The sequence below is a fragment of the Devosia sp. Micro-HW1 genome, assembly GCF_056341075.1.
The window spans coordinates 689,086-710,824 of the sequence record NZ_CP094375.1 but is presented as its reverse complement, the minus strand read 5'-3'; the positions used below and the strand labels follow the sequence as shown (position 1 = coordinate 710,824).

The window sequence follows — 21,739 nt, the reverse complement described above, 5'->3', positions numbered from 1 at the left end:
TCACTCCGCAGCGCGCAGTGTGCTGCGCATGGCCGGCGCCTGCTCGGCAGCGGCCGGCATGCCGAGGATCTGCGCCTTCGGACCGAATGCCGACAGCTTTCCGTTCTGGACCACGGCCACCAGGTCCACATGCTCAAGAACGCTGGGTCGATGGGCCACGACAACGGCGATCCCGCCACGGGCCCGGATGGCAGATATGGCCCGATTGAGCGCCTGCTCACCCTCGGCGTCGAGGAAAGCGTTGGGTTCGTCCAGCACCACCACGAATGGGTCATTGTAGAGTGCGCGCGCGAGCCCGATGCGCTGGCGCTGACCGGCGGAAAGTGCCGTTCCGTTCGGCCCCATCTGCGTGTCATAACCGTCAGGGAGACGCACAATCATTTCATGGATGCCGGCCGCTATGGCGGCGGCCACGACGCCCTTGCCGTCCCGTTTCGGCGAGAAGCGGGAAATGTTCTCGACGATGCTGCCGTCCATCAGCGCCACTTCCTGGGGCAGATAGCCGATATAGTGGCCAAGCACGTCTTCCTTCCACTGCGGCAGGTCAGCATTATCGAGCCTGACCGAGCCACGCAGCGTTGGCCAGATGCCGGTCATGGCGCGAACCAGGGTCGTCTTGCCGCCGCCGCTGGGTCCAATGATGGCGAGCGCCTGGCCCGCCTTTACCTCGAACGCGACCTCGGAGAGCAAGACCTGTCCGGTGGCGGGGGCCGCCACCGTGATCTTTTCCACCCGCAAGGATTTGGAAGGGGCGGGCAGGTCGATCGGTGCCGGGAGGTCGGCCAGCGCGACCATGGTTTCGCGCAGCCGGCGGAAGGCCTGTCGAGCGGTTACCATGCCCTTCCAGTTGCCAATGGCCATATCGATGGGGGCGAGGGCACGCGCAGAGGCGACGGACACTGCGATGATCGCGCCTGCCGACATCTGGCCCTTGATCGTGAAGTAGGCGCCCAGGCCCAGAAGAGCAGACTGCAGCAACATGCGCAGCACGCGCGAGATGGCCGCAAATGTCCCGGTGACATCGGTCACTTTGGTCTGCAGCACGAGATGCTCGGTATTGGCGCGGCTATATCGTTGTACCGCCCGTTCCGAGATGCCCATGGCCTTGATGATATCGGAATTGCGCGCGTTTGAATCGGCAATGGCCCCGCGGGCGATGTTGGCCTGGTGTGCAGCGGTAGCCAGTTTGCGGGATTTGAGTTCCGTCCAGACGGTGAGCAGCGCCAGGACGACCGCGCCACCGAGTGTCACCGCTCCCAGGACGGGGTGAAGGAAGTAGACGAACAGAATATAGAGGGGCACCCACGGCAGGTCGAAGAGCGCAACCGGCCCCTGGCTGCCCATGAAATTGCGCAGCGTATCCACGTCGCGGCCACGCTCAAGAGCCTCACCGGTCGAAAAGCCAAAGCGGGGCATGTCGACGCTGACTCGATGAGCGATGGGCGAGAGGATGCGATCGATCCTCGCCCCGATCCGGACGAGCAGCTGGGAGCGGATGATGTCGAATGCGCCCTGGAACAGATAGAGCCCAACAGCAAGCACCGACAGCGCGATGAGCGTCGGGATGGACCCACTGGTCAAGGCGCGATCATAGATCTGCAGCATGTAGAACGAGCCGGTCAGGGCCAGCACATTGATGATTCCCGAAATCCAGAACAGGAAGACGCCGATGCCCTTGAATTCACGCTTGAGCAGGTCGTCACTGCGCTGTTCTGCGAGTGCCTTTGCGGAAGCAGGCTTGGCCATTTTGGTGTCCCTCGTTCCCAAGAAAAGGGCCCGACCGGCGCTAGCCGGTCGGGCTAGTGCCTATAGATTGAAATCCGACGAGTTCAGATTGTGGTTTCCGGAAATCGAAATCCGGAAGTCGGGCTGGCCTCCATCGGTATTGCCCGTTACCACCGTGTATTCGCCGTCTTCGCGGACTTCGTGGGTTACGGCGATCTGGCCGGCTGAGGGCGCCCCGTTCACCAGCGTGAACGCACTGTTGCCCGCAAGCATGCCCGACAAGTCAACCTTGTCGCCGGCTTCGAAGTTGAGAATGGTGTCCCCGTCGGCGGCGGCAGCGCTGCGGAAAACAAAGACGTCTTCTCCCGCTCCGCCATCCATGATGTTGACGGCATTGCTGGCAATGATGGTGTCGTTGCCCGAGCCGGTGGTGACATTCTCGATGCCGTAGAGCGTGTCGTTACCGGTCTGGCTGCCGGCAACGTAGCCGCGTCCACCGATGCCGGTTCCGAGGTTGACCTCGACATCCGAGGTGATCGACCCGATGTCGAGTTTGTCCGTACCCGCACCGCCGTCTATCAGGTCGTTGCCATCGTTGGCCCGGCCGATGAAGGAGTCGTTACCGGAGCCCCCGAACAGCTCATCATCGCCGGCACCACCATCGATGAGGTCATTGCCAGCATCGCCCGAGAGCCAGTCGTTGCCGGCTTCGCCGTAGAGCATGTCGTCGTCATCGCCACCCAGGATGTCGTCGTCGCCTTCACCACCCCAAACGATGTCACGCCCGGCACCCGCATCGGCAAAGTCGTTGCCTTCATCGAGCCGGATCGTATCGCGCCCGGCACCGGCGACGACATAGTCCACGCCGCCCATGCCGAAGATCAGGTCGTCGCCCGATGTGCCGATAAGCACGTCGCCCAGGCCCGTTCCGGCGATCGGATTGCCGTTGCCAGCAGGCGCGGGGCCTTCAGTGTCATCATCTTCATCGCCGTCGACATCGTCGTCGTGATCTTCGTCTTCGTCATCGTCCTCGTTGTCATCATCGTAATCGTCATGTTCGCCGATGATGGCGTCGAAATCGCCGGCATAGCTGATCGAGTGACCGTTGCCGTTGGACAGCGTCGACTGCCCGGTTTCTTCATCAAAGGTCCGCTCGTAGGCGTTGGGATCACTGTCCGTGGGCAGCTCGATGACGTCCTGCGGGCGCAGTGTCCCCACGATCGTGTCGTTGCCACCGTTGGAGCGGAAGACAATACGGTGTGCGGAGGAGAGCGCCGAGATATCGACGATGTCGTCGCCGGCACTTCCCTCGACCGTAATGGTCGAGAAGTTGAGGCTGGTACCGGTGAAGTCGCCCAGCACCTGGACGGTGTCGCCAGCCGTATTGCCCTGATTGAGGCCACCGCCATCATCGGCGCTGACATTGAGCGTGTTGATGATGATTTCCTCGACATTGTCGAGTTCAGCGATCACCGATTCGACGCCGTTGACGGTCCGCGTGACGACAATTTCCGTCGTCGCACGGAAGGTTGTCGCCAGGGTGGCGGCAAGCAGGGCGTTCTGGCCGCCGGTGACGGCGTAGATGCGGAAGGTTTCGGCACCGTTGACCCCGGTCAGGCGATAGGTGTCGGTGCCGGCGCCGCCATCGATGATATCGCGGCCTTCGGTGCTGGTCTGATCAATCGTGTCGTTGCCGCCGTTGGCGAGGATCACGTCGTTGCCGCCGCCGCCATTGATCGTATTGGCGTTGTTGTTATCGACGAGGATGTTGCCTGCGCCGGTTCCGTTGAGGGTGCCGTTCGTGTCGTAGCTCAACGTCGCTGTTGCGTTGCTGTTGTTGCTGCCGGTCGCGGTATAGGTGAATGAACCGCCGGCGGTCTGGGTGGTTGGATCCGTGAACGTGACGTTACCATTGGCCCGTGCAAGACCGGTGAGACCATTGGCACCGGACACCGCAGTGACTGCAAGGGTGCTGTCCGGATCGACGTCGTTGGCCAGCAGCGCCCATTCCGGCAACACGATCTGCGTGCCACGGGCAATATTGGTGATGATGCTGTCGGCCGATGCGGTGGTTGGATCCTGTACAGGCGTTATGGTCACCGTATGGGTAGCCGGCGTGCTTTCGAGCAGGCCGTCGCTGACCGTTACCTCGATGATGCGCGGTGCGGCCGAAGGATTGTCGGACGTGTTGCGGAACGTGATGGCCTGGATGGCAGCCTGGTAGGCCGCGCCGGTTGCCGCGCCGGTAAGCGCCACAGTGATTGTGCCGTTCTCGGCGGTAACGAGACCGGTGATCCCGGCGGGAAGGGTGCCGAATGCCAGGACGTCGCCGGCCGAGGCATTGGTCAGGACCACCCGGGCAGAGGCGATCGTATCCTTGTCGTCGGTGACCAGAGGCTCAGACCCGATCGAGATGGCGGCCTGACCTTCTGTGAAGGTCGAGGCGATATTGACGTTGGGCGGATTGAGAACCTGCGTCCCGTTGGCGGTGATCACCAGATTGTCGACGGTGAAACGCTCGGGCAGCAAACCGAAAAGATCGTTGTCGAGCGTGCCTTCCAGACGGAAGCGAATGGCGCCGTTGGCTGTGAAACCGGTTCCGACCGGCAGGGTCAGTGTTTGGTTGCCGCCATTGTCACCATTGAAGCTGGCCACAGTGACGAAATTCACGCCATCGGCGGCGTATTCAAAATGCAGTCGCTCATCGTCCCCGCTGAGGAAGCCGGTGGAGATGTTGTTGTCCGAGACATTGAAGGTGACGGACGCGGATGTCACTCCAGACAGGTCCAGTGCCCGGGTCAGCGTAGCGCCGTTGGCGGCATTGACGTTAAACCGCAGCTGGTTGCTGTTATCCTGGTCAATCTGCACATTGCCGGCAGTGACCGAGTTGGCGCCGTCACCAGCTTCCGTCCAGCCTGCGGCGAAGCTGTGGGAGCCATCGTTGTTGGTGGCGCTCCGCACATCGAAGCTGTCGGCAAACGTGCGGGTGACTGTGTTGAAACCGTCCAGTGCGACGGTCGGCGCGGTATTGCGCAGGTCCATCACCTGGTCGGCGAATTTCAGCAGCTCGATATTGAACAGGCGGTCGACGCCTTCGTTCTGGAGGTTTTTGCCGGTGGCCGGATCGATCGCGCCGACCGTCTCGTCGATATGGCTGACTGTGACGCTACCGTCTGCATTGAAGATGACTTCGTAGTTCTCGCGGACGTCCCAATAGACCGCCGTGTCGACGTCATCTTCCTGGCCGCCGTCGACGATCTCGCGCTTCGCTTCGAGCTGGCCAGGCGTGATGGTGCGCGAGAACAGCAGCGACTCAAGTGTCGCCCCGTTGAACTGCACCACACCATTGTTGACGATAGGCTTGGTCAGCCCGTCGGCGCGGCCGATGACGACCCCGGACGCATCGGTGATCTCGATATAGACATTGAGCCACTTGTCGCCGTCGATAATGTCGTTGCCGGCCATGCCACGGATGGTGTCCGATCCGCCGCCGCCAAGCAGAATGTCCGAACCATCGGCGGTGTTCATCACCCCGACGAGCTTTTCCTTCGTGGGATCAATCACCTCGAAAGTGACCTCGTCTTCGTCTTCGCCGGGGACTTCCCGCAGATTGTGGGGATTCCAGACGTCGAACCGCTCGAGATGGTCGACCAGTTCAGCCAGACCATCGATCAGGTGAAGGTTCTTCTCCAGCAATACGTTGGAGAAGCTCTCGATCGGCGCATCGGCATCGATCTGGGCGGCATTGCCGTTGACGTCGTAGGCGCCCAGCACGACTTCGCGGCCGGTAAGCTTGTCGTCGTAATTCCAGCCGGACAGGCCTTCGACCAGGTCGTAGCGATCGCGCAGGATATTGTTCTGCTGGTTGACGAAGATACTGACATTCATGTCGGCGTCGGCGGCGTAGTTATTGCCCTTGAACGCCACCCAGTCGAAACCGGCCATACCATTGCTGCGGTTGATGCCGATCCCTTGGATCATGACGTCATCGCCGGACTCGCCGTCGAAGTCGGTGTCGTTCTCGCCGGACAGCATGATGTCGTGGCCGATAACGCGGGAGTTGAAGAACAATTCGGAATTGTCGCCGGACAGGGTGTTCATATTACCCTGGCCTTCCATCCAGTCGTTGCCTTCATTGCCATAGACGACACCACCACCGCCGGACGCAGCGCGGATGAAGTCGTCACCACGACCGCCGAAGATGCTCTTGTCTTCCGATCCGCCGGACAGGACGTCATTGCCTTCGCCGCCGAAGATCAGGTCGAGGCCCATGCCGCCATTGATGACGTCATCTCCGGCTTCACCCTTGATAACGTCGGCCTCGCCGACATCGGTGCCGCTATCGGTGATGATGTCGTCGCCGTCGCCACCGTGAATGTGATCTACGCCGAACCCGCCTTCGATGCGGTCACTACCGCCTTCTCCCCAGATGGTGTCGTCGCCTTCACCACCAATGATGGTTTCACTGTTGTTCGTGCCGCCCAGAACCACGTGTTCACCGCCGGTGAAGCGCAGATAGTTGGTACCGCGGATCACGAGGGAATCCGTGCCGGTGACGGCCGAGATGACGTCCGGCTCGCGGGTGGGATCGGCATTGCCGAGTCCGGCATTGTACTGACGCGACTGGTCCATCTCGATGATGTAGTCCGCAGTCTGGAAGGCGGCGCCGTTAATGTGCAGTCCCACATCTTCGGTGTTGGTATTGCGACGGATGACGTCGGCGAAACTGTCGCTTTCGAGCTCCGTGAGCAGGTTCATGCCCTGCGTGCGGCTGAGGTAGTAGAAGCGGTCCCCGTTCTGGAGACGTTCGATCTGCAGTTCGAAGACGTAGGTGAAGGTCGAGCCCAGCATGCCGCCGAACGCCATCAGCTTTTCGGCCAGGCCGCCAATCCAGAAGTCGACCTTTTCGAGCCCGCCGAGAAGGGCGTTGGCATAGCTGCCGGTTGCGTTCAGGAAGTCGAGGCGATCGTTCTTCTGTTCAACGGTCTCGTCGGACTTGCCGAAGACAAGATCCCAGGCCGCGTCGCGCTTTTGCTCTGCGGTAACCGCAGCAACAATGTTGGCATGCGTACCGTAGGCAGCGATGAAGTTTACGATCGAAAGCGGGTTCTTGATCGCCTGCGCGAAATCGGCCCAGCTCTCATATGGCTTGAGATAGGTGTCGTTGGTCTGCTCGTAGATCTGCCGGCGGGCGGCATTCAAAGAGGGCACGCCGGTTTCGCGAGCGCGGGTGATATTGAGCGTTGCCAGATCGAGTGGCAGGCCCACGAGATTGTTGCGCAGCGCGTCGGTGGTGAACTCGTCGATTTCGTTGCCGGCCTGGCGCGTCATGCCGCGCAGAATTGCGCCCGCCGCGGTGTGCGCGTCGGTGCCCTGCGCATCGAACATCACCGGGTTGAGGAAGGCGTCGAACAGTTTCTGCTCGGTGGCCGTCACCGCGCCATTGGCAAAGTTGAGCAGCTCAACCGATTCATTGAGCATCGAGTGACCGAAGCGGTAGACGACCTGAGCAAACTCTTCAAAAATCAGCGGGTCGATTTCGACGGAGTTTGAGAACACGAACGGGTCGATCTGCGGCGCGACGGCGCGGACAAATTCTTCGAAGACCAGGTGCTGATAGACCATTTCGGTCGAGAAGCGTGCGGCCTGGAACAGGCGCTCGCCGTCCCAACCCAGATTGAGCCCATCAATGTAAGCGGCCTTGTCGGAAGCCGTTTCGAGACCCGCACGGTAGGTGGCGAGCTGCTGCGCGGTGATGTCCGTGCTCAACCACTCGTTGAGGAATGCCAGGTCGCCGTCCGCGATCAGTGTCTGGCGGATCTGGTCGATGCGCAGGTTATGCTCGCCGTGGAAGATGGCGTGGGTGGCCGTCAGGGCGATATTTTCGTTGCCGCGGCCATCACCGACGATGAAGTGGCGGTCGAGCAGTTCGTTGTCATAGGTCGATACGCCGCCAAACATGTTTGGCGCTGCCTGGGCATTGCCGGTGTCGCCATCAGCATCCGGTGTACGCAGACCGTAAACCGTGGTCTGGCCACGACTGACGATGTACTCGCCGGGTACCGCGGTGTGCGCGATATCATTGAGGAAGGCGCGACCGGCGGAAACGGCTTCCATGGCGTTGACCGTGGCGCCGGGAGTGCCGGAGAAGAGCACTCCGTTGGGACCAACCAGCTGCGGCATGCCGTTTTCGTCGCGGATGAATTCGCCATAGAGGTCGGTCAGGACAGCGGGAACGGCATGGACGTTCATGTCATCCAACTTGATGCCGAGCTTGGTTTCGGCCTGGACCTTGATGTCCTTCCAGGTCGGCGGTCCACCAGTGGCGCTTTCGAGCATGCGGCCAGTGGCAACTGGCTTGCCATCGACCATGGCGTATTCGCGCAGGAACACCTGGTGGGAAGCATTGGACGTATAAACCTGGTTGAGGTCGATCCAGGGCGTAGTTTCGTTGATGTGCTCGCGAATATCGTCTGCAGTCCCCAGCACCCCGTCGGCGCCAGGCTGGTTGGTGGCGCGCGTCAGCACCATGAAGTTCGTCGGCGAGCCTGGGATATAGAGCGGGTCATCAGGCTGCAGCGGCACATAGACCGTGCCCGAGCCGCCCTTGGTGGTCAGGTCGAGGCCGTGGTCGAAGAACTGGCCGAAAATGGTCATGAAGCCATTGAATGAGGCGGTGTCACCAAGGTCAGCCGCAATGTTCTTGATGAAGACGTTGTTGCCGTCCATCTCGAGGCCATGCGTCTCCGCCAATGCGCGCAGGGCGGCGTCGGCGTTTTCCAGGGCGGTGTTGGCGGCACCCAGGTTCTGCAGGGCCGTCTGCACCGCCTGCTGGGCAGCGGCAATGGCGACGGGATCCGGGTTCTCTGCGGCGTTTGCAGTGTTGAGGGCCGTTGTCGCGGACGCCAATGCGGCCTTTGAGGCGGTGACCGACGCCGCTGCAGCAGTCGCCACATCAATAGTCGGCATCATGCTGCGCACGATGGCCAGCTGTTCTGCGCCCGTGATGCCATTGACGGCCAATGCCGCTGCAATCGCAGCCGGGCTATGCAAGGTCTGGTCGGCAACCAGATTGGAGATCAATCGCGGCTGCGCGTCATAAACACTGCCGGTCGTCAGATTATAGTTGGGCGCAGCGCCGTCCCTTGTATTGCTGCCCGCGGAACCAAGGTTCATGTCCATCAGGCGCTGCATGGGCTGGCCCGAAGATCCGAACCGCTCCATGCCAGGCTGGAAATTGTTGAAGGAGCCGTCGACGGTCCGCAGGCCGTATGGCACGAGCGGACTGGACACGAGCTCGCTCAGTGGCGTGCCGGCCGAATGGGCCTCCGCAATCTTGATCTGCTTGAGGATGTGTTCGAGATCGCCCTTGATCAGCTTGACCATAATTATGCCCTCTGACTGTCCCGACCAAATGGGGACTTGTTGCACCTTGCCATCAGCATGAAGGATGGGCCCGATCTGCGTAATGTCGGAAAGTCTAACGATGTTTGCGGCCTAATGACCCCTCATTAACTGGGCCTTGGCCCAGTTTTGGTTGTCGTCATTTGCGCGTGCAGAATCGAACCCTTGCAATACAAGTGCGTCACATCATTCAAGTGATTTGGAAGAAACTAGATCTCTATGCTGCCCTTGGCGGCGAGAGCGACCTCAACACGGTTTCGCGCATTGAACTTGGTCATCAGGCTGGCCATGTAATATTTGACAGTCTTCTCGGTGAGATTGAGACTCTCAGCGATTTCCTTGTTGGTGCGAGCCTGCATCAAGTGCCCGACAATCTGTCGCTCCCTGACATTCAAGCGCACCGCGGCAGCGACCTCCCGGTGGTGATCGCGCCGCCGAAGACCTAGCAGCACCTCGGCCGCGTATTGACGGGCGATATAGAGCTGATCCGTCCTGGCGGCTTCGATCGCCTCCAGTATTTCCGAGGCCGGGCAGCCCTTCAGCACGAAGCCCATGGCTCCGGCGTCAAGCGCCTTGATGGCAGAGTCGACGCTGGAGAATGCCGTTAGAATGATGATGCGCGTGCCGGGAAAGTCGACCGAGATTTGACGGATGGTTTCGACCACGTCACCTGGCATGCTGAAATCCATGATCAGGATCTGTGGCCCAGCTGCCTCGACAAGGGCCAGCGTCGTCGGCGCGTCCACGGCCTCTCCGACCAGTGCATACTGAGGATAATCGCGAAACAGGTCGGTCAGCCCTCTGCGCATCAACGGATGGTCGTCGGCGATGGCGATTGTTGTTTCGGTCAAAGCTTCTTCGCGCCGTATTGGCGGCTCCCTTATGCCGCCAACAGTATTGAAGTATTAATAGATCGTAAATAACGTCCGGCGTCTTCTTGAAAATGTGATTAACTCGGCGCAAGAACTGGACCAAAGTCCAGCTACATCGATCAAATCTTGTCTATATAGGATTGCGAGATTAGATCGCGAAAAGTTGTCTTTGTGACCCGTCTTTTGATTGGCTCTGGCCCTTGGCGTTATGGGTCCTCAAACTGACGGAGCAGATATACTTACCTCATCCCAAGAAAGGCGCGACGCAGTGGCTTGATCTGCCGCCAATAACTTGGTCAAACTCCCACGATGGAGGCAGGAGGCCTCTAAGACTATGGGTGCACGAATAAGCGCCGGCTTCGCCCGCTGGGAACGAAAGAGCCTCACGATCAAGTTTCTCGTTGCGGGCAGCTTGGTGATGGTCGCCACAACCATCCCGGCTGCGTGGGTGATTGGCAATATCGCCGAAGTGAACCTGCTTTTTCACCGGGCGGCCGCAACGGCTCTCTTTATGGACAATGTCGTTGCGCCCGAGCTCCAGGGACTGAACGACGGACCTCTCTCCCCTGCGGAGATCGCTCGTGTCGATGCCCTGCTGGACGACCCGGACCTGACGGCGCGCATACCACATTTTGAAGTCTGGATGCCCGACGGAACCGTCGCATTTTCGAGGGATGCCGATCTTATCGGCCGTCAGTTTCCATTACCTGCGCCAGCCACCCGGGCCCTACAAGGCCAGGTCGAAGTCGGTAAGGCCGACCTTGGTGCGGGTGAGCATGTCGTACGCGATTTCAAGCAACAGTATCTGGAGATCTATGCGCCCCTTCATGGCACCGGAACGGGCGAAATTTACGCGGTCATGGAACTGCACGAAGATCTCGGGCCGCTTGAGCAGAATGCGTGGGAAGTGGTTAGAACGGCGTGGGTAGTGGTGGTGGCGGCCATGCTGGCCCTGTTTGGCACCATGTTCATGATTGTCCGTGGTGGAGCGAGGACGATAGATGCCCAGAAGTCCAGGCTTGAGCTGCAACTGGGCGAAACGCACAGGCTCGCCCAGCGCAATTCGGCGCTCCACGAACAGGCCGTAGAAGCCGCGCTGCTCAAGGTTGAGCTTCACGAAAATCTTCTTCGGTCCATCGGCGCGGACCTCCACGATGGTCCCGCACAGCTTCTGGCCTTTTCCAGCGTCAAGCTCGAAAGTCTGCGGCGCACCCGTGACGAGAGCGCGAGACTCCTCATCATTGATGATTTGGAAAACAAGCTTCGCGAGGTGCAGGACGATATCCGGGATCTGGCCACCGGCTTTGTCGTGCCCGGCATCGAACAGCTCAGCATCGACACCGTCGTTATGGAGGCAATTTCCTTCAGCGAACGGCGCATGGGCGTCGCTGCGCACCTGAAGATGTCGAAGCTGGACGTGCCATGCTCGAGGGCTTTCAAGATGTGCGTGTACCGCTTCATCCAGGAAGGACTCAACAATGTGTGGAGTCACGGCGGCGGCGTTCAGGCAAATATTCTCGTTGAACTTCGCGATCAAACCCTTTGCGTTCTCATCCAGAACGTCGTGACAGCGGACAAGAAAGCCAGCCGTCCGCGCCGCGGTCTTGGCATCAGGGCGTTGAAGATCAGAGCAGAAAGCCTGAACGGCAGTGTTTGGCTATCCCTATCCTCGGAGATCGCCGAACTGGGACTTGTACTGCCCTTGGAGACAATACATGCGTGATGTGGTCACGATCGTGGTGATAGACGACCATCCAATATTCAGGTCCGGGATGGTTCAATTGCTTCAGCTGGAAGAACGATTTGTCGTCGTGGCCGAAGGCGCTACTGCCGCAGAAGCCGTATCGCTGGTCGAGCAGCACAAACCACAAATCCTGACGCTGGATCTCAGCATGGACGAAAGCGGCCTTGGCGTTATTGCACCGGCCCGTCGCGCCAGTCCCGACACCAGCATCATCGTTCTTACTGCCTCTGACGCTGCCTACGACGTTCAGACTTCGCTGGAACTCGGCGTCGATGGTTACATCCTGAAGGGCGCCGGCGGTTCCGAGATTATGGATGCAATCGATATGGTTGCCGCGGGCCAGAAGTTTATATCGCCGCGCGCCATTAGCCGTGCCCTGGCGTCATCCCAGGCTCCGGAGGCGCAGGCCAAACAGAAACTGAGCACCTTGTCCGCGCGCGAACTGACGGTGCTGGCAATGATTTCTCAAGGCCTCAGCAATCGTGAAATCGGACAACGGCTCGGGATTCAGGAGAAATCCGTAAAGTTTCACGTTACCAATATATTCGCGCGGCTCGGCGTGCGAAATCGAGTGGAAGCGACGATCGTCTTTCGGGCCACTTCTTAGCCGATCAATCGCAACTCGTCCGGTAGGCAATAGTTGGTCCGCCAAGCATGGATCGCATTGTCTGCTTAGCGTCATGCGGCACAAGGCGGACAGGCAGGTCACGGCCCCAAATCGGTCGTGGGGGAAGGCCTGGGAAGGGCAGGGTAGGGCCGGAAGCAGAATGGCAGCTTCAGGTTGCTTTGGACGAATAGCCGACATCCACCTAGCTCCGATGTCATAGGCCCAATGGTCCGCCGATCCGGTCGAGTTCGGTGTCTGCATGACATGGATTGCCACGACACTAGCCGTGGCCCAGCCCACGGCTAGTCGTCATTTGGAAATTCCAAAACCATCGGGCCTCATCACGGTGTGCAAGACCTGACGTGGTCGTATTGCAAGCGAGATGAGGTCGCGATCAAGGAATACTTGATGTGGTTGGCCAGCGAGCGTTAAATGACGTAATAATACCCACAACATCGACCATGAACCTAATCTAAACGCTCAAGGAAGCCGGACAACTTGGACAAGAAGAGATCGTGCGCTTCAATCTGGGCCCAGTGGCCGCAAAGCGGAACCGTAATCAGGCGAGCTTGTTCCATACGCGATGCCGCGCGGCGGGACGCATCAGGAGGAACCATCCGATCCTCCTCGCCGTGAAATAATAGCGTTGGAACAGTAATACGGGAGACAAGACTGGATAGGTCATTGCCCATGCCCCTTCGTTCCAAGGTTGCCTGATTGTACCGGGCATATGCAATCCCTCCGCGCGGTTGGTTCGCCTCACGGATAAACTCAGCCGCAACAATTGGCGGTATCGAGGCTGGATCATGGACCATCGCGCGCAAAGCTGCCGCAGTGAAAAAATTGGCCGCTCTGACACCGGGCAGCAATATCCAGTCAGGCACCTGCGCAACCAACCAAGCAAAAAACTGGGTGCACCGATTTCCTATTCTTGGAACCAACCCTCCGGATGCAATTAGAACCAGGCCAGAAACTGTTCGCGGATAGCGCAGCGCCAGGTTAAGAGCCACGTCGCCGCCCATCGAGACGCCGATAACAATGGCGGATTTTATCCCTAGTCTCTCAAGTACTTCGACCGCCACTTTAGCAAGTGCGTCGGGTCCACCTACCGGGACTGCGTCGATGCTGCCTCCAAATCCGGGTAGGTCAAAAGCCCACACGGGGCGATCGCGGCTCAGTGGTTCCATAAGCCGATACCAGGAAATTGCGGCGCTATCGCTACCGCCCCCATGAATGAGCAAGAGCGGCACGCGGGTATCCGTGTCCGAACTCGGCGCGGCGTGCAGCACTCGTAGCAGGCCAAACCTAGTATCAAGGCTTATGGGCGTCGCGCCTGGCGGAATAAGTCGGTCCAACTGAAAACTATTCATCAGGCACGACCATCGGCCATAATTTTCACTGGAAACAGCGCAATTATGTTGATCAGCTTGATTGAGTTCCGCGATCAAGCAAATGCGTCCGCGGCCAAGGCCGATGGGCTTCGCAGTGTTCCTTGTCACGACTGGGCAATGGTGCGACGGGTTATGAGACCTTGTCTGAGGGCAGGCCCTGTCGCGACCGGAACATCTCAAACGGCCTCAGTCTTTCCTCGATAGGGAGCCAGTTGGCGGTTGGCGCCTGCCAGTCGCGCGGATCATCCGCAAAATGGCGATAGCTGGTGCAGTAGTCGAACCCGTGCTCAGCGGCCTCATTGCGATCGGCAGCAAAGACCACGTGGTCAATACCGGCGAAAAGTGCACTGAGATAGCACATCGCGCAGGGCTCACCTGAGGCCAAGAGCGTGGCGCCTGACAAATTCGACGTACCTTGCGTACGACAGGCGTCGCGGATCGCTTCAACCTCGGCATGCGCGGTTGGGTCATGATGCACCCGGACGCGGTTGACACCGCGTCCGAGAATATTGCCGTTGCGATCAACCACCAGAGCGACAAACGGAATACCACCTTGGAGTACATGCTCCATGGAAAAGACCACTGCTTCTTCCATGAGGCTATTGTGGCGCTTCGCAACGTCTGATCGCATTAGCCATGCTCCTGAAGTTTTGCGCTGTCGGCAAGCTTGAGCCAGACGACGCCACCGATGATGACCGCAAGCCAGAATGTCTGCGCGAGGGTGAGCGACTCGCCCAGAAGGATGCTGCCGAACGCTGCGGCGCCAACGGATCCGATGCCAGCCCAAACCGCATAGCCGATGCCCACATCGATGGTCCTAAGGGCCATACTGAGAAAGTAGAGTGTCAGCAGGAAGAATACGACGGCTGCAACCGACCAGCCAAGAACGGTAAAGGCCTCACTGCCGCCGACGCTGAGCGCGTAACCGATTTCGAAGACGCCAGCAAGGAGCAGGCTTATCCATGCCCAGGTACCGCTTTCGCTGCCGTGGCTATTCGTTGTCATGTTGAAAGTCCTTACGTGAGTTTGTGAGAAGCGAATCTGTTGCGCTGACCGCTCGTTACGCTGCGCCGCTGAGGCGCAGGCCGACCACGCCCCCGACGACCAGCAGAATGCCGAGGGTCTTCTTCCAGTTGAGCGACTGGCCGAAGAACAGCACGCCCAGCACAACAATTCCGACGCCGGCCGCTGAGGTCCAGATGGCGTAGCCGACGCCGACATCGAACGTGAGAAGGGCGAGACTAAGGAAGAATGTCGCGACCGCTCCGCTGATTAGGGTTGCGGCGGTCCAACCGACATGGGTGAACCCTTTCGCCTTGCCTGCGCTGATTGCGACTGCGATTTCCAGGATCACAGCAATTCCAAGGTAGAGCCAGCTCATCGTATTTTCCTTTGGTGAGTATGATGTGGTCAGGCATTCGCCTGAAGGGTGGAGTGTTTTGCGCCGAGCGCATCGAGCGCCTGTCGCTATGCGTGCTGCGGCGGCGTACCGCGGAAAATCCGCTCTCCCCACGATTGTGAGGGCCGATGTTGTGCCCATATGTTCGTGTGTAGGGTGCAACCTTCGCGATGGCGCAGGGCAGGCAGTGCTTTACAAGCTGCACGAACACCCCGCGCATAGAGCCTCGCCTCGGTCGCAGGCCGGATCAGAAAGTAGCGTTGACTATGTCGAGGCCGTGCTTGAAGGGTGCCCAAGAGGCTGGCGTTGTCGAGGCCCGTGGGGAGTTGGCGACATGTCACAATTTCCGACGGGCACAGATAAAACAGGAACGAGATATCCTGCTCCATTGCCGAATTTAGGCAGCTCACTGGTCACCGCGCAGACCCGCAGGGAACCAGTCCGCCAAGGTCGGCCAAAGAACTGTGATAAGGCTTGATACATTTCGGCCCCAAACAACGACCCCGACCCGACCGCGCACCAGGCAAGCCGTCGAAAGTGGTGTCGACATAAGATTTGGCCGACAATTGCCTGCCCACCACACCGCAGTGAAGTGATTAAAATAGCATCAAATTGATCACTTGCACTGATCACCTTCCAGCGCCAACACTTGGCTATCCCACCTCAAGTAACCAAGGGTGTTGGCGGAGAAGCTTTTGATTTGGTCGGTCGGATTACGCCCCGAAACTGGCTAAATTACGCGGTCGCAACTGCCATCCGCAGCGCTACGTTTTCCCGCGTCAGGCGCTCAGATCGATCAGGATATCCGCAAGTCGCCGCGCCGCCGGGCCCAAAGTTTCGTCCAGTCGATGCGCAACATAGGCCTCTGAGGCCACTTCACCGTTGCGGCCCAGAGCCCTGACATTGAGCCTGACCAACTGCCCTGTCTCAAGCTCGCTCTCTACCAGCCAAAAGGGAAGGCGCCCCCAGCCGACACCGCCCAGAATAAGTTTGTGCTTAGCGTCTTGCGTGTTGACGCGGCATGTCTGCGGAGAGAGCACACCAAAATCACGCCCTTCTGATATCGCGGAGGGGTCGGACAGGACGATCTGGAGATAGTCTGAGAGCTCCAGCGCCTCCAAAGGCCTGCCCACCTTGCCTCTTGCCAGTGGATGCATAGCAGAAACCACGGCCACCTGAGCAATGGATGTCAGTGCGTCAAACTTGATACGAGGGTCGCGGAAATCCTCCCCGACCATGACCGACAAGGCGCAGCGGTTTTGGCGGAGTGCCTGGAGTGGGCCGCCGAGAGGCTCGACCTGCACCCGAACCGAAACCGAGGGGAAGGCTTCCCGCATTCGGGCGATTGCCTGTCCAACCTGTTGCATTGGATAGAGCGTGTCGACAGCAATCCCCAGTTCGGTCTCCACCCCTTCTACAAACCCACGCGCTTTCGCACGCAACACGTCGACCCGAATAATGATGTCTCGGGCGTTGCCAAGCAGAACATGCCCTTGTGGCGTTAAAACTGGCCGATGCCCGGAGCGGTCGAACAACTCAACGCCCAGCTGAGCCTCGAGGTTGGCGATGGCGACACTCACACCTGACTGTACGCGCGACAACCTCTTAGCTGCGGCACGAAAGCTTCCGCTATCTGCAATAGCAACAAATGTACGCATTTGGTCGAGGGTCAGAGCGTCAAGCATGATCACCAAATCTGATTGGACTGATTATTTTTATATCACTTATGTTGCTCGATCTTCAAGGGCAGTCTCGCGTCATCAATGTCCAGGGAGATGTGTGCTCATGACCGAGGTTCTTGTTCTCTATTATTCGTCTTACGGACACGTCGAGACGATGGCAGAGGCCGTTGCGGAAGGTGTACGGCAGGCGGGAGCGTCAGTTGCGATTAAGCGCGTGCCGGAACTCGTGCCTGAAAACGTCCGGGAACGCTCAGGCTACAAAATGGAACAGGCTGCACCAGTCGCCACCGTGTCTGAGCTCGCCGAATACGACGCCATCATTATCGGCACGCCGACCCGGTACGGCAACATGGCTTCGCAGATGAAGAACTTTCTCGACCAAACTGGCGGCCTCTGGTTTGAAGACAAGCTTGTCGGCAAGATTGGCAGCGTCTTTACCTCGACCGGTAGCCAGCACGGTGGTCAGGAAACAACCATCCAGTCGACGCAAACTGTCCTGTTCCATCTCGGCATGATCATCGTAGGCCTACCCTATAGCTTCAAAGGGCAGATGCGCATGGATGAGATTACCGGTTGCTCCCCCTATGGCGCCTCGACGCTAGCTGATGATGGCATGGGTGGGAATCGTGAGCCCAGTGAGAACGAACTCGAAGGCGCTCGCTTCCAGGGGCGCCACGTCGCCCAAGTCGCCATGGCCCTGAACGCCGGGCGGCAAATCGCGGCGGCATAATCATGGCCCCGTCACAATCGAACCTAACGACCACCAGCTGGTCGGCAGTCCTCCTGATTGTCGCTGCCGGCATTGTTGCCGCATTGCAGGTCGGCAAGGCCTCCATCGCTGCCCCTTTGCTACAGAACGACCTTGGCATTGGCCTGTCAGCGCTAGGCTGGCTAACAGGCGTGTTTGCCGTTTTGGGGTTGGTGGGCGGCATCCCAACGGGCGCGCTTGTCGGTCGCTTCGGAGCACGTCGCCTGTTGCTTCTGGGGTTGCTGGTCACAGCGCTTGGCGCTGCGTCCGGCGCCCTGGTAAGCGATTTGTCTGGGCTTTTGACATCGCGCGTTGTCGAAGGGGCCGGATTCTTATTGATAACAGTAGCCGCCCCATCAATCCTGAGCGTTGTTGCGCGGCCTTCAGATCGAGACCTGGCGTTCGCGCTGTGGAGCTGCTTCATGCCCGTGGGCATGGCCGCAGCCATGCTGGCCGGCCCCCTTTTTGCGGACTGGCGGACCATGTGGTGGGTCAGCGGCGCGCTGGCACTCGGTCTATGTATACTGGTGCCAATCGCAGTTCCATTGGCAGGTGAGCGGGCTCCATGGTCCTGGCGGACTCTTCAAGCCAACACTGCCGCTGTCCTTGGCTCGGCAGGCGCAGTTGGACTGGCCGCCACCTTCGGGCTCTACAGCCTGATGTTCTTCGCCATATTCAGTTTTCTGCCTGTCCTCTTAATGGATCAGATGGGGGTGGATCACCTGACTGCGGGCCTGCTCAGCGCACTGGCCTCTGTTGTCAACGTCATCGGCAATTTGGGGGCAGGTTTCATGCTCTCGCGCGGTGTCGGAAGGCCAGCGCTCCTGATCTCTGCAAGTTTGATCATGGGGCTGGCGGGCCTTGGTATCTTTCTTCCCATTTTTCCGAGCACGACCACTTATCTGCTCTGTGTTCTGTTCTCCGCGGTTGGTGGCTCGATACCCGCGACGCTGCTTTCGTCGGCACCGATCGTAGCACCGCGGCCAGTTCTGGTACCCGTCGTCATCGGGCTTATCGTCCAAGGCAACAATCTTGGCCAAATTCTCGGACCAACTGCGGTTGGCAGTGCAATTGAACATTTTGGGTGGAGTTCAGCCGCGCTCATCGTTGCTGGGGCAGCGCTTCTCACAGTGCTGGTGGTCTTGGGCTACCGGCGTCGGATCGGCAGGACGCTCTGATGGCCCCCCTAACCCCCGCAACGACACAAGAGGAGAGCTCCTATGAGTATTGACTTCAACCACACAATTCTCATGGCCGATGATCCGCAGATGTCGGCCCAGTTCATGGCAAGAGTTCTGTCTCTGCCGGCGCCCACGAAATGGGGACCATTCTGGATGGTCACCACCGACAATGGCGCGAACCTCGACTATATGAAGGCCCAGACCGGAATCGTCGCGCAGCACTATGCGTTCCTGGTTGACGATGCGAGCTTTGACATCATCCTCAATCACATTGAGGATGAACGCCTTGCCTACTGGGCCGATCCCGGCAGGGCAACTCGCGGCCTGAATAGGCATGACGGAGGACGCGGCCTCTATTTCAACGATCCCGATGGGCACTTGCTTGAAGTCATTACGCGACCTTATGGCAGCGGCGGCTGGAACCCGTAACCTGCGAGCTCAACGCGCCATTTGGCTGTGTGGGGACCAAGGCATCAAGGTTCGGGTTGCGTCCCAATCCGCGCGGCAACCGAAAAGGGCTGCCGCGTTTTTCGCGCTACGCAGATGTAGACCGCCAGAGCGACGACCAGCCAAAGCGCCGCGGGCATCAACCATGAGCATGAGGACCCTGATCACTTCGCGCGATCAATCTGATCAAGTTGTCCTACCTTTGCGGGTCCGCTCCTGGGTGCCACCTTTCACCAGTCTTGGACTCGAGAGGAGGTAACCAATGGCAGAATTTCTGCTCCACGCCGTCGCAACGGATGCCCTTGTGAAAGTCACAACTGCACCTTCGCACATCAGAGGCGGACAACTGACCGAAACGACCGTGGCCATTGGTCGGACGCGCACAAAGCTGCGTCAACCCCTAAGCCGCCCTCGCGACTTTCGCTTATATGGTCGAGTGGGAGGATAAGCAGACTGGTCGCCCATATGCCAAATAACGTGGACACATCAATGGATCTATGGTGTTCGCGCGGTCCTCTGGAGCCCGTTGGCTTCTCTTCAAGGCTCGCCACGAAGAAGGTTACGTCTCGATGATGCCTCTCACCCCAACCATCACACGGATCGTTGAAACAGCTATCTATGTTGACGACATTGCACGTGCCGCTGAATTCTATGATCTAGTCTTCAACTTTCCAGTTCTGATGCGAAGTGATCGTGTCGTGACCTATGACGCCGGGACATCGACAGTACTGCTCCTGTTCAAGAGAGGCGAAACCCAGTCCGACCTGGTTCTGCCTGGTGGAACAATCCCATCACATGATGGGTCAGGGCCTGCCCATTTCTGCTTGGGGATCACGGCCGAACAAGTCTCTATCTGGGAACAGCATTTGGAAAGGCTGAAGGTTGAGGTCATTGGCCGCATGTCTTGGGACCTTGGGGGCCACAGCATCTATTTTCGAGATCCAGACCAGCATCTGATCGAGCTGGGCACGCCGGGCATCTGGCGAAACTACTGACAGCGGCGCGTCGGTTCTTCGATCCGTCCGGAGTCCGCTACGTTCTCCATCGATGCTCCCGGTGGCTTTGCAGTTGAATGTCTGCCTTGATGCCGGGGCACCACCTAAACTTAGGCGGGGCATTAGTTTCGGGGCCCCACCATGAGGGTGACCTGACGTCAAAAGCGGGTCGCAAAGTCATCCGAGACGGTGCACGAGGCATAGTCTTTTCCTTGAGGGTCGCTAATGAACACTCCGCCCACGGATCTCAAGTCCAGTCGGTTCTCACCACTGGCATGGGCTAATCTGTGCGCCCAATTGTCAGAGCAACTTGCACTGGCTGCAGCACCTTTGGTCGCCGTTGTGGTGTTGGGGGTCGGGCCCGCAGAAACTGGCTGGCTACAGACGGCTCAGACCTTGCCATTCCTGCTCTTGGCTATACCGGTCGGAGTTCTGGTAGACCGGGCCGCGCGCCGGCAACTGATGATCGGTGCCGAAGCGATCCGTGTCGCTTGTCTTGGCCTGATGATGTTTTTGCTGGCCACAGGCCAACTGAACTTGCTGCTTCTGGCGTTACTGGGATTTGTCGGCGCGGCTGGGACTGTCTGTTTCAATGTTGCCACCCCGGCACTTGTGCCCGCACTTGTGCCCCGCGCGCGGCTGACTGAAGCCAATCGCTGGCTTGAGTTCGTCAGGAGCGCAGCCTACCTCGGCGGTCCGGCGATCGGGGGTGTTGTTATCGGATGGACCGATGCCTTACCGGCCTATGGCATCGCGCTGGCCCTCTCGATAATGGCCATAGGCTGGCTCGCCACATTGCGCGCTGATGGGCCGCCTAAACGAAATGGGACCAACATATGGCGTGAGGTGTGTGCGGGGGCAGGATTTGTGGCCACTCACCCGCTCCTGCGGCCAATTCTGCTGACCGCGGTCCTATTCAATCTAGCCTGGTTCGTGCTGCAGGCAATCTATGTCGCTTATGCCATCCAAAATCTTGATATGACTGCAAGCACGGTTGGAATGACCTTGGCTCTCTACGGCGGCGGAATGTTGGTCGGAGCGCTTTTCGCTCCAGTCCTGGCGCGAAATATGGCGTTCGGCAGGCTGATCTTGCTTGGGCCTTTGGGTGGGCTTGCGGGCGCGCTGCTGATTACGGCAACGCTGGCCGTGCCCAGCCCGATCCTCTCCGGCCTCGGCTACTTCCTGTTCGGCGCCGGTCCTGTCCTTTGGACCATTGCGACCACAACGTTAAGACAATCCGTTACACCACCATCGATGCTTGGCCGCGTCTCGGCGCTGGTCATGGCCGCAACATATGGCGCACGGCCAGTCGGTGCGGCCTTAGGCGCGGTCACCGCACTGCATTGGGGCGTGGAGGCTTGTCTACTGCTGTTCGTGCTTGGTTTTGTGGCGCAGTTCGCCGTGATCTATTCTTCTCCAGTTCCGCGGCTAGCTGTTTTGCCTGTAACTGTCGACCGATATAGTGAGGGCGAGGCCATTTGACACTATGGGTGCCAAAGCCCCGCAATCGTGGTTGGAAGGCTATGGGGGCGAGTGCTCCGACC

At 59.2% G+C, this 21,739-nt stretch carries 15 protein-coding genes; 7 read left to right on the top strand and 8 right to left on the bottom strand.

Annotated elements, in window-relative coordinates; genetic code table 11:
• The 3 genes from MQW79_RS03260 to MQW79_RS03250 all read right to left on the bottom strand — a co-directional run bounded on the left by MQW79_RS03260 (position 1) and on the right by MQW79_RS03250 (position 9,980).
• Complete coding sequence (locus tag MQW79_RS03260; protein WP_476586813.1) at positions 1–1,746, bottom strand: type I secretion system permease/ATPase; 1,746 nt, start codon at positions 1,744–1,746, stop codon at positions 1–3.
• A gap of 60 nt (positions 1,747–1,806) precedes the next feature.
• Positions 1,807–9,111, bottom strand: coding sequence for a peroxidase family protein (locus MQW79_RS03255; protein ID WP_476586811.1), 7,305 nt, complete (start codon positions 9,109–9,111; stop codon positions 1,807–1,809).
• 227 nt (positions 9,112–9,338) lie between these two features.
• Positions 9,339–9,980 carry a response regulator gene (locus MQW79_RS03250; RefSeq protein WP_476586810.1) on the bottom strand — a complete coding sequence of 214 codons (642 nt, stop codon included), beginning with the start codon at positions 9,978–9,980 and terminating at the stop codon, positions 9,339–9,341.
• 355 nt (positions 9,981–10,335) lie between these two features.
• On the opposite strand from MQW79_RS03250, the gene MQW79_RS03245 reads away from it, so the two are divergent.
• A complete protein-coding gene (locus tag MQW79_RS03245) occupies positions 10,336–11,724 on the top strand; it encodes a sensor histidine kinase (RefSeq protein ID WP_476586809.1) in 1,389 nt (462 codons plus the stop codon).
• Complete coding sequence (locus tag MQW79_RS03240; RefSeq protein ID WP_476586808.1) at positions 11,717–12,352, top strand: response regulator; 636 nt, start codon at positions 11,717–11,719, stop codon at positions 12,350–12,352. The genes MQW79_RS03245 and MQW79_RS03240 overlap by 8 nt, the downstream gene beginning before the upstream one ends.
• A gap of 467 nt (positions 12,353–12,819) precedes the next feature.
• On the opposite strand, the gene MQW79_RS03235 is transcribed toward MQW79_RS03240, so the two are convergent.
• The 5 genes from MQW79_RS03235 to MQW79_RS03215 form a co-directional block, all read right to left on the bottom strand.
• On the bottom strand, positions 12,820–13,800 hold the full coding sequence (locus MQW79_RS03235) for an alpha/beta fold hydrolase (protein ID WP_476586807.1): 981 nt from the start codon (positions 13,798–13,800) through the stop codon (positions 12,820–12,822).
• A gap of 73 nt (positions 13,801–13,873) precedes the next feature.
• Complete coding sequence (locus tag MQW79_RS03230) at positions 13,874–14,374, bottom strand: nucleoside deaminase (protein ID WP_476586806.1); 501 nt, start codon at positions 14,372–14,374, stop codon at positions 13,874–13,876.
• The gene (locus MQW79_RS03225; protein ID WP_476586805.1) at positions 14,374–14,748 is read right to left on the bottom strand and encodes a DMT family transporter; all 375 of its coding nucleotides are present in this window, start codon (positions 14,746–14,748) and stop codon (positions 14,374–14,376) included. The genes MQW79_RS03230 and MQW79_RS03225 overlap by 1 nt, the downstream gene beginning before the upstream one ends.
• Before the next feature lie 55 nt (positions 14,749–14,803).
• The gene (locus tag MQW79_RS03220) at positions 14,804–15,124 is read right to left on the bottom strand and encodes a DMT family transporter (RefSeq protein WP_476586804.1); all 321 of its coding nucleotides are present in this window, start codon (positions 15,122–15,124) and stop codon (positions 14,804–14,806) included.
• Positions 15,125–15,921: 797 nt separating this feature from the next.
• Positions 15,922–16,827 (bottom strand): LysR family transcriptional regulator, encoded by a 906-nt coding sequence (locus MQW79_RS03215; protein ID WP_476586803.1) that lies wholly within the window; start codon positions 16,825–16,827, stop codon positions 15,922–15,924.
• 100 nt (positions 16,828–16,927) lie between these two features.
• Between MQW79_RS03215 and wrbA the strand changes: the two genes are divergently transcribed.
• From wrbA to MQW79_RS03190, 5 genes are all read left to right on the top strand, one after another.
• Positions 16,928–17,554, top strand: coding sequence for an NAD(P)H:quinone oxidoreductase (gene wrbA, locus MQW79_RS03210; RefSeq protein ID WP_476586801.1), 627 nt, complete (start codon positions 16,928–16,930; stop codon positions 17,552–17,554).
• 2 nt (positions 17,555–17,556) lie between these two features.
• On the top strand, positions 17,557–18,750 hold the full coding sequence (locus MQW79_RS03205) for an MFS transporter (protein WP_476586800.1): 1,194 nt from the start codon (positions 17,557–17,559) through the stop codon (positions 18,748–18,750).
• Positions 18,751–18,792: 42 nt separating this feature from the next.
• Positions 18,793–19,182: a VOC family protein gene (locus tag MQW79_RS03200; RefSeq protein WP_476586799.1), complete on the top strand. Its 390-nt coding sequence runs from the start codon at positions 18,793–18,795 to the stop codon at positions 19,180–19,182.
• 587 nt (positions 19,183–19,769) lie between these two features.
• Positions 19,770–20,195, top strand: coding sequence for a VOC family protein (locus MQW79_RS03195; protein WP_476586798.1), 426 nt, complete (start codon positions 19,770–19,772; stop codon positions 20,193–20,195).
• A 225-nt stretch (positions 20,196–20,420) separates the two neighbouring features.
• A complete protein-coding gene (locus tag MQW79_RS03190; RefSeq protein WP_476586797.1) occupies positions 20,421–21,677 on the top strand; it encodes an MFS transporter in 1,257 nt (418 codons plus the stop codon).
• Positions 21,678–21,739 lie beyond the last annotated feature (62 nt).

Coding starts and splice junctions, on each gene's coding strand:
- MQW79_RS03260 (WP_476586813.1), bottom strand. CDS start 1,746: ATGGCCAAGCCTGCTTCCGCAAAGGCACTCGCAGAACAGCGCAGTGAC.
- MQW79_RS03255 (WP_476586811.1), bottom strand. CDS start 9,111: ATGGTCAAGCTGATCAAGGGCGATCTCGAACACATCCTCAAGCAGATC.
- MQW79_RS03245 (WP_476586809.1), top strand. CDS start 10,336: ATGGGTGCACGAATAAGCGCCGGCTTCGCCCGCTGGGAACGAAAGAGC.
- MQW79_RS03240 (WP_476586808.1), top strand. CDS start 11,717: ATGCGTGATGTGGTCACGATCGTGGTGATAGACGACCATCCAATATTC.
- MQW79_RS03230 (WP_476586806.1), bottom strand. CDS start 14,374: ATGCGATCAGACGTTGCGAAGCGCCACAATAGCCTCATGGAAGAAGCA.
- MQW79_RS03225 (WP_476586805.1), bottom strand. CDS start 14,748: ATGACAACGAATAGCCACGGCAGCGAAAGCGGTACCTGGGCATGGATA.
- MQW79_RS03220 (WP_476586804.1), bottom strand. CDS start 15,124: ATGAGCTGGCTCTACCTTGGAATTGCTGTGATCCTGGAAATCGCAGTC.
- MQW79_RS03215 (WP_476586803.1), bottom strand. CDS start 16,827: ATGCTTGACGCTCTGACCCTCGACCAAATGCGTACATTTGTTGCTATT.
- wrbA (WP_476586801.1), top strand. CDS start 16,928: ATGACCGAGGTTCTTGTTCTCTATTATTCGTCTTACGGACACGTCGAG.
- MQW79_RS03205 (WP_476586800.1), top strand. CDS start 17,557: ATGGCCCCGTCACAATCGAACCTAACGACCACCAGCTGGTCGGCAGTC.
- MQW79_RS03200 (WP_476586799.1), top strand. CDS start 18,793: ATGAGTATTGACTTCAACCACACAATTCTCATGGCCGATGATCCGCAG.
- MQW79_RS03195 (WP_476586798.1), top strand. CDS start 19,770: ATGATGCCTCTCACCCCAACCATCACACGGATCGTTGAAACAGCTATC.
- MQW79_RS03190 (WP_476586797.1), top strand. CDS start 20,421: ATGAACACTCCGCCCACGGATCTCAAGTCCAGTCGGTTCTCACCACTG.